Consider the following 15,127-nt stretch of genomic DNA (forward strand, 5'->3'; position numbering starts at 1 on the left):
GCGTTAATGAATAATGCAAAGCTAATGTACTTACAAATTACAATGATTTACTTAAAGAAGCTGTTAATTCAGCTCATAAACCAACCAGGTAAGCTGCAAGTAAAAATTGAATACAAATTTTAATAAGCCAATTTTCTTAACTTATCTCAAATTAAAAAGAGACTGTAAGGCTTATTGCAAACAGTCTCTAAAACTATCTTAACAGAAATTTTTACTATTTTTTCTTTTGAGTTCTTTCTTTTAATTCCTGCACTTTTTTCTGCGATTCCATCATTTGTTCATACCGTTCCTGCCACTTACTTTTTGTTTTGGCTTTCGGCGATTTACGTTTTTGATCAATTTTTGCTAAAATTTTATCGTGGTCAATAATCCTTTTTTGAATGATGAACTGTAATATTAAAGTAACTGTATTTGAAACGGTATAATACCATGTTAAAGCTGATGGCATGCCATTGAAGAAAAACAACATCATAAATGGAAAAATATATGGCATGTATTTTAGTGCCGGATTATCCTGCGTTGGCGTAGATGCCATATTATAAATGGAAATAAAGAAACTGGTTAATACAGCCGTAATGGTAAACAAACTGATGTGATCACCAAAATTAAAAGGTAAACTAAAAGGTAACCGGGCTATTACATCGTAAGAGGATAAATCTTTACTCCATAAAAATGGCTGTCCACGCAATGCAATGTTAGAATTAAAAAAACTATACAATGCAAAGAATATGGGCACTTGCAGCAGCGCCGGAATACATCCTCCCAATGGGTTTACGCCTGCCTCCCGATACAACTTCATTTGTTCCATTGCAAATCCCTGCTGGTCTGTTCCAAATTTTTGTTTCAGTGCATCTAACTCAGGCTTTAAAACTTTCATTTTTGCACCACTTAAATAACTGCTATAGGTTAATGGAGAAGTGATTAAACGTATAAAAAGCGTTAATAAGAAAATAACCCATCCGTAATTACTAATAAACCCGGCAAAGAAGTTAAATACAGGCATAATAACATATAAGTTAATAGGTCTTACAAAAGCATATAAACTTCTACCCAGGTTAACAATTTGGTCCATGCCCTTGGCTTCTTTTTTTAATATGGCATATTCATTGGGTCCATAATACAATTGCATGGGAATTGTTACAGATGCCTCTGCAGGTATTTTCATGTGCAGGTTAGCGGTGCTGGTAAATAAAGTTTTTGAAGAGTCATCCGTTTCTCTCTTCCACTTTACTTCACCCCCGCTAAAATCGTTTTTTGCAACCCATGTTACATTAAAAAATTGTTGTACATTAGAAAACCAGCTTACCGGTTTTTCGAATTGGTGGGTTTCTTTTGAAGATATATAATCAAAATTTCCACCTTCATAAAAGCATAAATTACTGGTTATCCGTTCATAGTGTGCAGAGCGTTCCATTTGCTGAGCATGATCAACCCACATAAAATTCATTTCATTGCCCGTTAACAAACGATTGGCTCCCTGCATAGTAATATTCCAATTCACCATGTAATTATTAGGCTGAATCACAAAACTGTGTACAATACTTTGTCCTGCACCATCACTTAAAGTGTATTGAATGGTTTGTGTGCCATCAGTATTTTTTATAATAGCAGATGGAGTAAAATATAAATCATTGGTGTTGGCTGAGCTATTGTTACCGGTATTGATATTATAACCTAAAATGTCATTCGTTGAACCCAACATAACCTGTTGGCCGTTGTATGATTTGTAATTTTTTAATATTACAGATTCAATTCTTCCACCTTTATTGGAGAATACAATTTTCATAACATCGTTCTCAACTGTATCGAATGATGTTTTGCCAATGGCTGCGGTTGCAAAATTTCCTGCAGTTGATAATTTAATCAATGAATCCTGTTTCAATGAATCTTTTACAATGGTCTCCGGATCTTGGGTTTGCCGAAGCGCATTGACCCGTGCAATAGAATCCTGCACATGTTTTTGCTGTTTCAGCATTTCCTGCTGAGACTGATTATTCATCCAAAAAAACGCAATAAATAAAATTGCTAACAAACCAAAACCAATAATCGTATTCTTGTCAAAATTCATATTGAAAAAATATTGAGCGGCAAAGGTAGGGATTGACAACTGAATGCGCTTAGGCTATTCCCTAAATATTCATTGATCAGGCAATTATGACCAAAATTTACAATTTTATAATATCCATTTAAAAATTGTACAATTATTGCTTTTTAGCGTGGCCCCGGAAGACAATACTGCTGCAAATAGCGGGTATACAAATGAATTAAGTGTTCTCTGGTTCCAGGCTCTTCAGAAATACTATGCGTTCTGTTGGGATAACTCATCATATCAAACTGTTTACCATATTTCACCAATTTATTTACAAGCAGTTCCATATTTTGATAATGTACATTATCATCGCCTGTACCATGAATCAATAACAAATGACCCTGTAGATTTTTTGCATAAGTAATAGGAGAACCGGCAACAAAATCGGCGCTATCTTCCTGTGGCAAACCCATATAACGTTCCTGATAAATATTATCGTAAGTAAACTGACTGGCAACGCCTGCTACTGCAATACCGGTTTTATATATATTTGGATACTGAAACATTAAATTTTGAGTAGCCGAACCGCCCCCGCTCCAACCCCATACCGCAATTCGGGAAGTATCAACATAAGGCCATTGTAAAATTTGGCTGGCAGCATCTGCCTGATCGCTGATATTTAAGCGGCCAATTTTTCTATAAATACATTTCCGCCATTCACGGCCTTTCGGCACAGGAGTACCCCTATTGTCGATGGAGATGTATATATAACCATCTTTTGACATGTTTCCATTATACAAAAAATTACGGGCAATGCCATATTCATCTTTTACATTTTGACCCCAGGGTTCGGTATATACATAAAATACAACCGGATATTTTTTGGTAGAATCAAAATGTTCTGGCATCACTTTCCAACCATCCATCTCAATCCCATCTTTATTTTTTATCTTAAAAAATTGAACATTAGAATTAGCAGGATTGGCCTGTGCAATAGCAGTATTCACCAAATTACCATCTAAACCCTGATGATGGGGTAATGAAATCCATTCGCGTACAAAAGGTGTATAATGGTTCGAAAAAATATGTTCAGCAAAAAGAGCTGTTGGTGAAACTGCATATTCATGAAAACCATTTTGGTTTTCGGGCGATAAACGCTCTGCCGTTCCAGTTCCATCTAATTTTGTTCTGTATAAATATTTTTGAGTTGCATTGAAAGGGGAAGCCAAAAAATAGACGTATCCATTTTTTTGATCAATTGCGCTAATACCCATTACATCATAATTACCATTTGTAATTTTTAGTTCTGATTTACCATTTTTACGAATACTGTATAAATGACGCCATCCATCTTTCTCACTGGCCCACAAAAATGCATCACCGTTATTGAGCCAGTCCCATCCGCCATAAGAATAATCTTCATCCCATAGTGCCAAAATATCAATCCACGCACTATCGGTTTCATGATAAATGGTTTTGGGCTGGCCTGTTTTTATATTGCAAAGTAAAATATCAGAAACATTTTGTTTTCTGTTTAAATGCTGCAAAATCAATTCTTCATTATTGTTTGCCCATTCCATTCGAGGAACATATGATTGCAACACAGGATCTGTAGGAATCTGCATCCATTTTGTTTTAGCTGTGGCAATTTCAACCACACCAATTTTAAAAGGTGAAGGTGCCTGACCTGCAATGGGGTATTCTACGGGTTTTATGAAAGGGTAACTTGAATCGGTATTATTAATCATTAAATAATTTCTGGTATTTTTTGCATTGATTTGCCAGTAGGCAATTTTAGCACCATCCGGGCTCCAACGAAAACCATCTCTGCAAAAAAATTCCTCTTCATAAGCCCAATCGAATGTACCATTGATTAAGAAATAATTACCATCAGTTGTTAAGGCTTTAATAGCATTTGTATTTAAATCTTCCACATATATATTATGTTCACAAACATAGGCCACTTTATTGCCATCGGGTGAAAATTTTGCAAACATGAGTGAAGATGCCGGCCTCCCTTTTCCTAATTTGGTTAGTTTTTTGTTTATCAGATTCAACACCCAATAATCGCCTCTGGTATCATAGCGCCAAACTTTTTTAGAATTGGTATAAATCAACAATTTTTTTTCATCATTGCTAAAGAAAAAATTGCGAACAGCAAGTGGTTCAGTTGCACCTGTTGGAGTTAATTCGGCAGCGCTGATTAAAGTACTGCTTTCCATGGCAGGGAATTGCGTAGCCACAATATTATTATCCTGCACGGTAAAAATTGTGTTTCCTGCTTTATTCCAATGAATGCCCTGAGGAGGCTGTGCCATTAAATTGAATGAAATAAAGAAAAGAAAAAATAAAAAAAATGTTTTCATATAAAATAAATTTATCTAACCAATTTCATCCTACTCTTTTTCACACAACAATATAATGATATTCGTTGAAAGCAAATATCATTTTAAATGTTCCTCAAAAAAAACGAACAATATGATTTAACATATTGCACGTTCAAGTATTTAAAAAAATTGAATATTTATATCAATGCATCCTGTATGGCTGGAGAATTTAACTTCAATTGTTTTTTTGCTTCATGATATTTTTTTACCGCCTTTACAAAATGTACAAATAGTGGTGCCGGTTTCTCTACAGTACTTTTTAATTCGGGGTGGTATTGTACACCGATAAAGAAAGGATGTGCCGGTAACTCCACAATTTCTACAAGCCCTGATTCAGGATTAATTCCACTCGCAATCATACCATTTTGCTCAAAAATTTCTTTGTAAGCATTATTAAATTCATAACGGTGCCGATGTCTTTCACTAATTAAAGTTTGTTTATAAATATCAAAAGCCAAAGTATCTTCTTTAATAGCACAAGGATACGCACCCAGCCTCATGGTACCTCCTTTTGAGGTAATTTGTTTTTGATCTTCCATTAAATTAATAACCGGATTAAGGGTATTGGGTTCCATTTCTAACGAATGTGCATCTTTAACACCCAATACGTTTCGTGCATATTCTATCACTGCCATTTGCATTCCTAAACAAATACCAAAAAATGGCAATTTATTTTCCCGGGCATATTGCACGGCAAAAATTTTTCCATCAATACCGCGATTACCAAATCCTGGCGCAACCAACAGCCCATCCAGACCCTCCAATTTTTCGGCTACATTTTCTTTTGTAATATGTTCGCTATGCACATTTACAACCTGTACTTTTACTTCATTCGCTGCACCGGCATGTATAAAACTTTCTAGAATGGATTTGTAAGCATCTTGTAACTCAATATATTTGCCAATAAGCCCAATCGTTACTTTCCCTTTTGGATATTTTATTTTATCTATATAAGAAATCCATTCATCTAATTTAGGTTCCTGTTTAGAAGTAATTTGTAATTTATTCATACATATCACATCTAATTCCTCACTTTGCATTAACAGTGGCACTTCATAAATAGAAGCAGCATCCATGGCTTCAATTACTGCTTCTTTTTTTACATTACAGAATAAAGCAATTTTGCGTTTTATATCATCATTCAGTGCTTCTTCCGTTCTACATACAATAATATCTGGATGCACACCTGTTTCACTAAGCATTTTAACGCTATGTTGTGTTGGTTTTGTTTTCAGTTCTTTTGCAGCTTTTAAATAGGGTATTAAAGTTAAATGAACTACCACCACATCTTCTTCAGGTAGTTCCCATTGTATTTGACGTACAGTTTCAATAAAAGGCAGGCTTTCAATATCGCCCACGGTACCACCTATTTCGGTAATTACAATATCAAACTTACCATCCTTACCCAACAATAACATTCTGCGTTTTATTTCATCGGTAATATGTGGTACTACCTGTACGGTTTTTCCTAAAAAATCGCCGGCTCTTTCTTTATTAATAACGGTTTGATAAATTCTACCCGTTGTAACATTATTGGCTTGTGAGGTATAAATATTTAAAAACCGCTCATAATGACCTAAATCCAAATCGGTTTCTGCACCATCTTCGGTAACAAAACACTCGCCGTGTTCATAAGGGTTTAAAGTTCCGGGATCTACATTGATGTATGGATCGAATTTTTGGATAGTTACGCTAAAACCACGAGCCTGCAAAAGTTTTGCAAGACTGGCTGCAATAATACCCTTTCCTAAACTGCTTGTTACCCCTCCGGTAACAAATATATATTTGGCCATAAAAAATGGATGTTGTTTTAAACTTTTACCTGCACAAAAAGCGTTTCAGCAAATAACATTACATAAAAAATGAATACAATTACACCTTTCATTAACAAAAGCCGGCTTTTGTGTAACCAACAGACCTTAAGAGAATTGAAAAAAGTTGAAATGATAACTCTTGGAGGTCGCACAAACCTACGGCAATTTTTTCTCTCTAAAAAATGGCTGTAGAAAAATTAAACAGTTCATTGTATTTTGTGTTAACAAGCGAACAAAATTTAAATAAAAGAAGTTTTATTTAATTTTAAAGAATACCAATCGTGCCAATAAAAACGGAATGAATTGGTACATCGTTCACAAACCAAAAAAAATTTATGAAAAAACTTATGTTACTTGCCGGCACAGCACTTGTTGCTGCAGTTTTACTAAGTGCAACTTTTAAACAAAAAGAACCTGATCCTTTAACTCCTGAATGTTACATTAGTTGTTTTAATGCAGAAACCCGCCAATTAATTGAGTTAGATGCAGCCAAACCAGGTTTTGGCAAATTGCACCCCAACCCCATCATATTAAAATATTTTAAAGCATTAGGCAAAACCATTCAATATACAACTACAGGCGGCAAAATGGCTTCCGGCTATTTGATTAAAGCAAAAAATCCAACCAAAAAATGGGTATTGGTTTTTCAGGAATGGTGGGGCTTAAATGATAATATTAAAAATGAAGCCGATAAACTGTATACTGAATTAGGGGATGTAAATGTATTGGCGCCGGATATGTACGATGGAAAAGTAGCCACTACACCCGATAGTGCGATGGTGTATATGCGTAATGCCAATGCAGACAGATTAGATGCAATTGTAACTGGTGCTATAGCTTATGCAGGAAAGGATGCTAAAATTTATACCATTGGCTGGTGCTTTGGTGGTGGCTGGAGTTTACAAGCCGCATTATTAGCCGGGAAGCAGACAGCAGGATGTGTAATGTATTATGGCAGGCCCGAAAACAATATTGAGCGCTTAAAAGGTTTAAATTGTGATGTGATTGGTTTCTTTGCCAATCAGGATCAGGGTATTAATCCGGAAGTAGTTACCCGCTTTGAAGAAAACATGAAAGCTGCCGGAAAAAAATTAACTGTGTACAGATACAATGCCGGACATGGTTTTGCCAACCCATCTAACCCCATCTATAATAAGGCAGCTACAGATGATGCCAATGCAAAAGCTTTGGCTTTTTTAAAATTGCATTAATAGCTATTGAGGAAGAACAAAATAAAAATACCCGGCAGCTTTTGAAGTTACCGGATATTTTTATTGAATAGATTTGTATTTATTGTAAACCAACAATTACTGCCTGATAAGGCTCCATTGAAATGGTTTTGCCGGGCAAGAAAGAATTGTAGTTATTAATAAGCGGGGTTGGTTTTACCTGCATGCCTTCAGGAATATCCCAACCCACATGGTCTTTACTAAAATTTAAAATAACCAAAACCTTATTAGCGCCATCACCTCTTGTGTAAGCATAAATTTTTGGATTATCAGGATCTAATAATTGATATTTTCCGTACACCAAAACATCTTTATATGTTTTACGAAGTAACACCATTTTCTTAAAGTAATTCAAACATGAATTAGGCTCTTTTGCCTCATCTTCCACATTTACGGTTGCATAATTGGGGTTTACTTTAATCCACGGCGTACCGGTAGTAAAACCGGCATTGGGTGCATTACTCCATTGAAATGGTGTTCTACCATTATCCCTTGCCGATATTTTTTGTGCATTTAAAAATTCTTGCAAATTGCCGCCTTTATTTTTAATTTGCTGGTACATATTGAGTGTTTCAATATCTCGATAATCATCAATTTTATCGAATTTTATGTTACACATGCCCAACTCATCGCCAAAATAATAATAAGGAGTAGCCCGCATAGAAAGTAAAAATGTGGTGAGCATTTTAGAAGATGGCTCTCTAAATTCGGGACTATCATTGCCCCAACGCGTTACCATACGGGGTTGATCATGGTTTCCCAAATAGATGGTACCCCAGCCTTTAGTAGCAAAAACACTATCCCAACGGGTATAAATTTGTTTAAATCCGGGAAGTTTGTATCCATCCGGTTCCGGCGTTTTAAATTTACCGGGTACATAACCATAACTTACCCCATCAAAATTATATAGCATATTTAATTCATGTCTGTCGGCATCAACAAATTTGTTCGCTGTTTCTAAAGTAACGCCGGCACCTTCGGCTACCGACATATCAGTGTATTTACTCAGCACCTGTGCATTCATTTCGTGTAAATATTCATGTAAATTGGGACCACTGGCATAGTATTGTGCCCAATCGCCATTGTATTTTTCTTTTAAAATTTCAGGCGTTATTACCGGGAAACTGGTATCCTTCGATATGAATGGGATAACATCCATTCTAAAGCCATCAATACCTTTATTAAACCAGAACTTCATCATATCAAATATTTCTTCACGCACTTTTGGATTTTCCCAGTTTAAATCGGGTTGGTATTGGCTAAAATAATGCAGGTAATAAGAATTGGTTGCCGGATTAAAAGTCCATGCACTGCCGTTTATATCAAAAAAACCCTGACGGAACGGCGGTTTGCCTTTTTCTGCAGGCCACCAATGGTAATAATTATAATATGGGTTTTTACGACTTTTGCGTGCTTCAATAAACCATTTGTTTTGATTGCTGCTGTGGTTAGCCACCAAATCCAATACCAACTTTATTCCCCGCTCATGCATGCCATGTAACAGGGTATCAAAATCGGCCATGGTTCCAAAATCTTTCATAATGGCTTCATAATTACTAATATCATAGCCATTGTCTTTATTGGGCGATTCAAATATTGGATTCAGCCAAACCACATCAATTCCTAAGCTTTTAATATAATCTAATTTAGAAATAATACCTTTTAAATCGCCTACTCCATCTCCATTACTGTCTTTAAAACTTCGTGGGTAAATCTGGTATACTACTACTTCTTTCCACCAGTCTTTTTTGGAGGCCATACTATCGGTTTTAACATGTTGTTCTGTGGCAGAATTATTACAGGCAGTCAAAAAAAATACCATTCCAACCATTGTACTAAGGATGAGATACTTCATAAGGTTACAATTAAAAAATGAGCCAATCATTCAAAAACAACACTGCAAATTGCTATACAAAGCTTATAAAGCTTACAGCCTGTTTAGGAAAAATTACATTGAAGGAATAAAGGTAGGAATTAAAACACTTCGCCAATATTTACATAAAAACCACCTGAACCATTCTTACCAAAACCATAATCTACACAAAGGTTGGTGCCGGAATGTTTATTTAATTTAACGCGAATACCTAACCCATAGCCAGGTAACAGGGTATTATATTGTTGTGAGAGATCGCCGGAAAAATTTTCAACATTGGCAAAAACCACACCGCCAATTAATCCGTTTCTAGAAATACGATAGCGGTATTCACCTTCCAGATATACCATGTTTCTGCCGCGAAACCTTCCTTGTATGTACCCTCTTCCGGTATTGTACTGATCGTCCCAACCGGTACTGGGCAATAATAAATAAGGTGGTGTTCCGGAGAGTGTTAGCCAGTTATAACTCCACAATGCCAATGTATTTTTAGAATATTTATGTGGGAAAGGAAGATACTTTCTTACATCGATTAATACCGACTTAAAATTTTGATCACCATCCAAAAATGTAAAACTATTTCTTAATACAAAATTGGCATATAAGCCCTGGGTAGGATTGATTTGATTTTCCCGGTTATCATATAAAAACTTTAATACCGGACCGGATGCGATTTCATCGTAACCCAGCTCTTTAGTTATAATTGTATTAATACGCCTTGTACCTAGATTAATTGCTTTGATATTCCAAAACTGATCATAATAATATCCTACACCCGCATATATATTTTTACCAACCGACCTTAAAATACTTTCATGCAATTTTAACCCAACAAAATCAATCGTGTGTCCTTTATTGGGGTCTGTTCTACCCCCTAAACCGTAAATGCTGGAGGGATAATCAATAAACCGGTTATCAGATACAATATTATATTTATCATTTTTTGTCCATATATTTAATACCAATGGCACTATAGTTTGTTGGTATTGTGAGTAAGTTATACTGGTAGTAATACTGGATATTTTATTAGATCCGGTATTGAAGTAGCCAATATTAGCGCTTAATATTCCAGCAAAACCAGTTTGTAAAGTATACCCAACAGCAGGTACAATGGCCAAATTGTATTTATGATGTTGTTCGTTTTTTTGTGTGGTATCTGTTGAAAGTTTATTTTTTTTATGAAAAAGATGATGCGTAACATCTACCAAATCTCTTTCCAATAAGCTATCTACACCTGTATAAACAGAATGAACTGCAGCCCCCGAATTAAAAATGGTTTGTGCATTAACCTGTATACACCAAATAAAAATCAATAGAGAAGTATAATATAATTTACGCAAACAGGATTATTTTTAAATAAGACAATTAAACTGGCTATATGTTTAAGTATTTAGTTGTTAAGCCTAACCTAATAAAATACCTTTTATAGTAAAAACGCTTCACATGTCGTCTAATATTTTTTTATAACTTGTAACAATACCTTTAATAAGCGAGGAGCTAAAGCCTTGGTGTTCCATTTCATTCAATCCGGCTATCGTACAACCTTTTGGTGTAGTTACTTTATCTATTTCCTGTTCAGGATGTGTATTTTTTTGCAATAATAATTCGGCAGCACCTTTCACTGTTTGTGCTGCTATTAATGAGGCAACTGATGCGCTAAAACCAATTTCAATCCCTCCCTGAATATTGGCACGAATGTAGCGCATGGCATAAGCTGTACCACAAGCGCCCAATATTGTAGCCGCATCCATCAATTTTTCTTCAATAAATACTGTTTTACCCAGCTTATTAAATAATTCGGTTACAAAAGCCGTTTGTGCAGCAGAAGCCTGAAAGGCACTGATACAGGTTAAACTTTGCTGAATGGCAATGGCTGTATTGGGCATAGCCCTGAAAATAGTAAACTGATTGCCAACCATTTTCTGAATATCCTTAATCCAAACGCCGGTTGCCACACTAATTAGAACATGTTTATTGGGTTGCAAAAGCGGTTGCAGTTGTTGTAATACTTCTCGTATTTGAAATGGTTTTATAGCAAAGATGATGTAGTCGGCAAAATGAATTGCATCACTATTGTTTGAAAATACATGCACGCCTTTTTCTTTGAAAGAACCAAGGGTTTCAATATTTCGTTTAGTAATACATAAGTTCTCGGGCAAAATAAAGCCACTGTTCAGCAGCCCTTCTGCAATGGCAGAACCCAGATTACCACCTCCTATAATTGCAATTTTTGCTTGTATTTGCATATTTATATGTTGAAATAAAAAATTAGTAGGATAAATACTTATGAATTATTTTAAGTTGCCTAATAAAATTTTTGTGGTTTAAGATAATGGCGCACATAATCATCCACACCCTTTTCTAAAGAATAAAAGGGTTGTTGATAACCAATATTTCTAAGTTTTTGCATATTGGCCTCGGTAAAATACTGGTATTTATCCCTAATATCTTCCGGCATATTAATAAACTTAATATCGGCTGTTTTATCCAATCCATCAAAAGTAGCAACAGCTAAATCATAAAAACTACGGGCTTGTCCAGTGCCCAGGTTGTAAAGTCCATTGTTTGTTGGCAACCATTTTTTTTGTAACATCTGCTTCATCATCCAAAAAATTACGGCAACAACATCTTTTACATATATAAAATCTCGCAGTTGTTGACCATCTTCAAAGTCGGGCCGATGGCTTTTAAATAGTTTTACAAAACTGTGTTGCGCAATTTGGTGGAAGGCATGAAAAATAACACTGGCCATTCTTCCTTTATGGTATTCATTCGGACCATATACATTAAAAAATTTCAATCCTGCCCAATAGGGTGGCTGCGAACCTAAAGTAAATGCCTGATGCAATGCCCATTTATCAAATTCATTTTTGCTAACGCCATATGGGTTTAAGGGCTTTAACTGCGCAACAACTGAGTGGTCATCATTGTAACCAAAACTACCATCCCCATAAGTAGCAGCAGATGAAGCATAAATTAAGGGCACTTTATGTGCAGTACAGTAACTCCAAACATCTTTTGAGTATTGTACATTGAGTTTTTCATGAACAGCATAATCAAACTCAGTTGTATCAGTTCTTGCACCAATATGCAGCAATGCGGCAACGTTAGGTTGATGTGTTGCCAGCCAGTCAAATAAAGAAAGTCTTTCTACAGTTGCTATAAATTTTTTATATTCCCAATTCCGGCGCTTGGTTTCCACGCCAAAATCATCTACCATTACAATGTTTTCAATACCGGTATCATTCAGTTGCTGCACCAAACAAGAACCAATAAAACCGGCAGCTCCTGTAACAATAATAATATCCTGATTATTTGCTGAAATTTTTGTTGCCATTATTGAATCAATTTTTGAATTGCAGTTTCATATATATTTTTCCATTCGTTAATCTCACCCCAGTCTTCATTGTTTACAGCAATGTTGCCTGCAGTTACCTTACCTAATTGATGTACGGGAACTTTATATTGTTGAGCCAATTGCTGTATGCCCGGCCATTGTGTTGCAGAACAAGTAATCACTGCTCTTCCCTGTGCTTCACCCAACCAAAACGCATCTGCACGAAGGTGTTCAAATCCTTCTGCACTTACCTGAAAGCCGAGTAAACGGTTAAATCCTTTTTCCAACAAAGTTGTAATCAATCCGCCTTCACTAATATCGTGCGCACTTTGAATGGAATGGTTTTTAATTAACTGCAACAAAAACTGCTGCATTAACAACTCTTCATCCAAATTAAAATAGGGAACATTCGAGAACTCGTGTTTTTTTAATTTATGCAAGTATTCAGATGAACCAATATCATTTACCTGTTTGCCAACTAAAACAATTACATCATCCGCTGATTTAAAATCTAATGTCATTCTGTTTTTAAAATCATCAATCACACCAACCATACCAATAGTAGGAGTTGGATAAACCGGACCATCAGGGTTCTGATTGTAAAAACTAACATTACCACCTGTTACAGGCGTATTAAATGCACGGCATGCATCGCCCATACCTTTAATGGCTTCTACAAACTGATAATACACTTCCGGATCATAAGGATTACCAAAATTCAGGCAGTTGGTAACCCCCAATGGTTCGCCGCCGGAACATACAATATTTCTGGCAGCCTCTGCTACAGCAATGGCACAACCTGTATAAGGGTCTGCAAATACATATTTGCTATTACAATCAACCGTCATGACCAACGCTTTCCCTGTGCCTTTTGCTAAAACTACAGCAGCATCGCTGGGTGCATTGGTACTGGCATTGGCAGTACCTACCATACTATCGTATTGCTCGGCCACCCATTTCTTACTTGCAATATTGGGTATTTGAATTAATTCAGTAACAACAGATTTTAAATTTGTTATATCTTTAATAGATTTAATGTCAAAGCTTTGTATTCTATTTAAATAAGCCGGTTTTTTGTATTCCCGTGTATATTGGGGGGCTCCGCCTCCTAAAACAAGTTCTTCTGCAGGAATTACAGCTTCCAATTTTCCATGATAATAAAATTGCAATAAGCCGTCATTGGTTACCTCACCAATGTTACTGGCACTTAAATCCCATTTATCAAAAACGGCCAATACCTCTGCTTCTCTTCCTTTTTCTACTACCAATAACATACGTTCCTGGCTTTCGCTTAAAAGTAATTCCCATGCTTTCATATTTTGTTGCCGGGTAGGTACTTTCTCTAAATCAATGCGCATACCCACTCCGCCTTTTGCACTCATTTCTGAAGTTGAGCAAATTATACCGGCTGCCCCCATATCCTGCATACCCACAATGGCTCCTGTTTCAATTACTTCTAAACAAGCTTCCAATAATTTTTTTTCCTGAAAGGGGTCACCTACCTGCACTGCCGGCAATTCTTCGGTACTATCGGCTGTGATATCTGCACTGGCAAAACTGGCACCACCAATTCCATCTTTACCGGTAGCACTACCTACAAAAAACACCGGATTACCAGTTCCTTTTGCAGTAGCACTAATCATTTTATCTGCCTTCATAATACCAACACTCATGGCATTTACCAATGGGTTGGTATGATAACAATCTTCAAAATATACTTCACCCCCAACTGTAGGAACGCCAAAACAATTACCATAATGGCCAATGCCTTTCACGACTCCTGAAAGCAAACGTTGCGTTTTTTTATCTTTTAAATTCCCAAATCGAAGGCTGTTTAAGGAAGCAATAGGTCGGGCGCCCATTGTAAAAATATCGCGCTGTATTCCACCAACACCTGTTGCAGCACCTTGAAAAGGTTCAATAGCAGAGGGGTGATTGTGGCTTTCAATTTTGAATACAACGCCGTATCCGTTTCCCATATCCATTAACCCTGCATTTTCTTCACCGGCAGCAACCAGCATCCTCCCTCCTTCTCTGGGCAGTGTTTTTAGCCATTTGATAGAGTTTTTATAACTGCAGTGTTCGCTCCACATGGCACTAAAGCAGCAGAGCTCTGTAAAATTGGGGATTCTTCCAAGTTTTTGTTGAATAAGCGCAAATTCATCTTCTGTTAAACGAAGTTGTTTTGCAGTAGTAACTGTTATTTCCATTGCTTAAATTGTAAGAATAACATTGGTGTGTTGTACCAACAATGTTGCAAAGGTAATAAAGAGCCGGTTGCCAGCAATTGAAAAACTGCTGCAAGGCACGACAAATTGAAAAATGATTCTATAAATAACCTATGCTGTATGCGAAGCAACTTGCTGATAGACTTCAATTAATTAGTCAACCCTCAAAAAGTAATTTTCAATGTTCGATTAAAAATATTGTTGCAATAAAAATTTAAAAGTTGCAAAAA

Annotated in this window: 9 protein-coding genes; 1 reads left to right on the plus strand and 8 read right to left on the minus strand. The window is 36.1% G+C overall.

Going from position 1 to position 15,127, the window contains the following annotated elements; genetic code table 11:
- Positions 1-214 precede the first annotated feature (214 nt).
- The 3 genes from yidC to JK139_RS12970 all read right to left on the minus strand — a co-directional run bounded on the left by yidC (position 215) and on the right by JK139_RS12970 (position 6,209).
- A complete protein-coding gene (gene yidC, locus JK139_RS12960) occupies positions 215-2,068 on the minus strand; it encodes a membrane protein insertase YidC (RefSeq protein WP_218331445.1) in 1,854 nt (617 codons plus the stop codon).
- Positions 2,069-2,211: 143 nt separating this feature from the next.
- Entirely contained in the window at positions 2,212-4,395 is a 2,184-nt protein-coding gene (locus JK139_RS12965) for a S9 family peptidase (RefSeq protein WP_218331446.1), read from the minus strand.
- Positions 4,396-4,553: 158 nt separating this feature from the next.
- On the minus strand, positions 4,554-6,209 hold the full coding sequence (locus tag JK139_RS12970) for a CTP synthase (RefSeq protein ID WP_218331447.1): 1,656 nt from the start codon (positions 6,207-6,209) through the stop codon (positions 4,554-4,556).
- A gap of 356 nt (positions 6,210-6,565) precedes the next feature.
- Here JK139_RS12970 and JK139_RS12975 point away from each other — a divergent pair, with 356 nt between their 5' ends.
- Positions 6,566-7,441, plus strand: a complete 876-nt coding sequence (locus JK139_RS12975) for a dienelactone hydrolase family protein (RefSeq protein ID WP_218331448.1) — start codon at positions 6,566-6,568, stop codon at positions 7,439-7,441.
- Between the two features lie 79 nt (positions 7,442-7,520).
- On the opposite strand, the gene JK139_RS12980 is transcribed toward JK139_RS12975, so the two are convergent.
- The 5 genes from JK139_RS12980 to purL form a co-directional block, all read right to left on the minus strand.
- The gene (locus tag JK139_RS12980; RefSeq protein WP_228733225.1) at positions 7,521-9,314 is read right to left on the minus strand and encodes a glycoside hydrolase family 13 protein; all 1,794 of its coding nucleotides are present in this window, start codon (positions 9,312-9,314) and stop codon (positions 7,521-7,523) included.
- 119 nt (positions 9,315-9,433) lie between these two features.
- Entirely contained in the window at positions 9,434-10,672 is a 1,239-nt protein-coding gene (locus tag JK139_RS12985; RefSeq protein WP_143439236.1) for a BamA/TamA family outer membrane protein, read from the minus strand.
- Between the two features lie 99 nt (positions 10,673-10,771).
- Positions 10,772-11,578, minus strand: a complete 807-nt coding sequence (gene proC / locus JK139_RS12990) for a pyrroline-5-carboxylate reductase (protein WP_228733226.1) — start codon at positions 11,576-11,578, stop codon at positions 10,772-10,774.
- Positions 11,579-11,637: 59 nt separating this feature from the next.
- Positions 11,638-12,669, minus strand: coding sequence for an ADP-glyceromanno-heptose 6-epimerase (gene rfaD, locus JK139_RS12995; RefSeq protein ID WP_218331449.1), 1,032 nt, complete (start codon positions 12,667-12,669; stop codon positions 11,638-11,640).
- The gene (gene purL / locus JK139_RS13000; RefSeq protein ID WP_218331450.1) at positions 12,669-14,879 is read right to left on the minus strand and encodes a phosphoribosylformylglycinamidine synthase subunit PurL; all 2,211 of its coding nucleotides are present in this window, start codon (positions 14,877-14,879) and stop codon (positions 12,669-12,671) included. The genes rfaD and purL overlap by 1 nt, the downstream gene beginning before the upstream one ends.
- Positions 14,880-15,127: the final 248 nt, after the last annotated feature.

Origin of the sequence: Hydrotalea lipotrueae, assembly GCF_019249625.1 — a bacterium.
Lineage (GTDB): Bacteria > Bacteroidota > Bacteroidia > Chitinophagales > Chitinophagaceae > Hydrotalea > Hydrotalea flava.

Excerpts from the sequence above, each read along its gene's own strand:
- JK139_RS12970 (WP_218331447.1), bottom strand. The coding sequence starts at position 6,209 with ATGGCCAAATATATATTTGTTACCGGAGGGGTAACAAGCAGTTTAGGA.
- JK139_RS12965 (WP_218331446.1), bottom strand. The coding sequence starts at position 4,395 with ATGAAAACATTTTTTTTATTTTTTCTTTTCTTTATTTCATTCAATTTA.
- yidC (WP_218331445.1), bottom strand. The coding sequence starts at position 2,068 with ATGAATTTTGACAAGAATACGATTATTGGTTTTGGTTTGTTAGCAATT.
- proC (WP_228733226.1), bottom strand. The coding sequence starts at position 11,578 with ATGCAAATACAAGCAAAAATTGCAATTATAGGAGGTGGTAATCTGGGT.
- purL (WP_218331450.1), bottom strand. The coding sequence starts at position 14,879 with ATGGAAATAACAGTTACTACTGCAAAACAACTTCGTTTAACAGAAGAT.
- JK139_RS12980 (WP_228733225.1), bottom strand. The coding sequence starts at position 9,314 with ATGAAGTATCTCATCCTTAGTACAATGGTTGGAATGGTATTTTTTTTG.
- rfaD (WP_218331449.1), bottom strand. The coding sequence starts at position 12,669 with ATGGCAACAAAAATTTCAGCAAATAATCAGGATATTATTATTGTTACA.
- JK139_RS12975 (WP_218331448.1), top strand. The coding sequence starts at position 6,566 with ATGAAAAAACTTATGTTACTTGCCGGCACAGCACTTGTTGCTGCAGTT.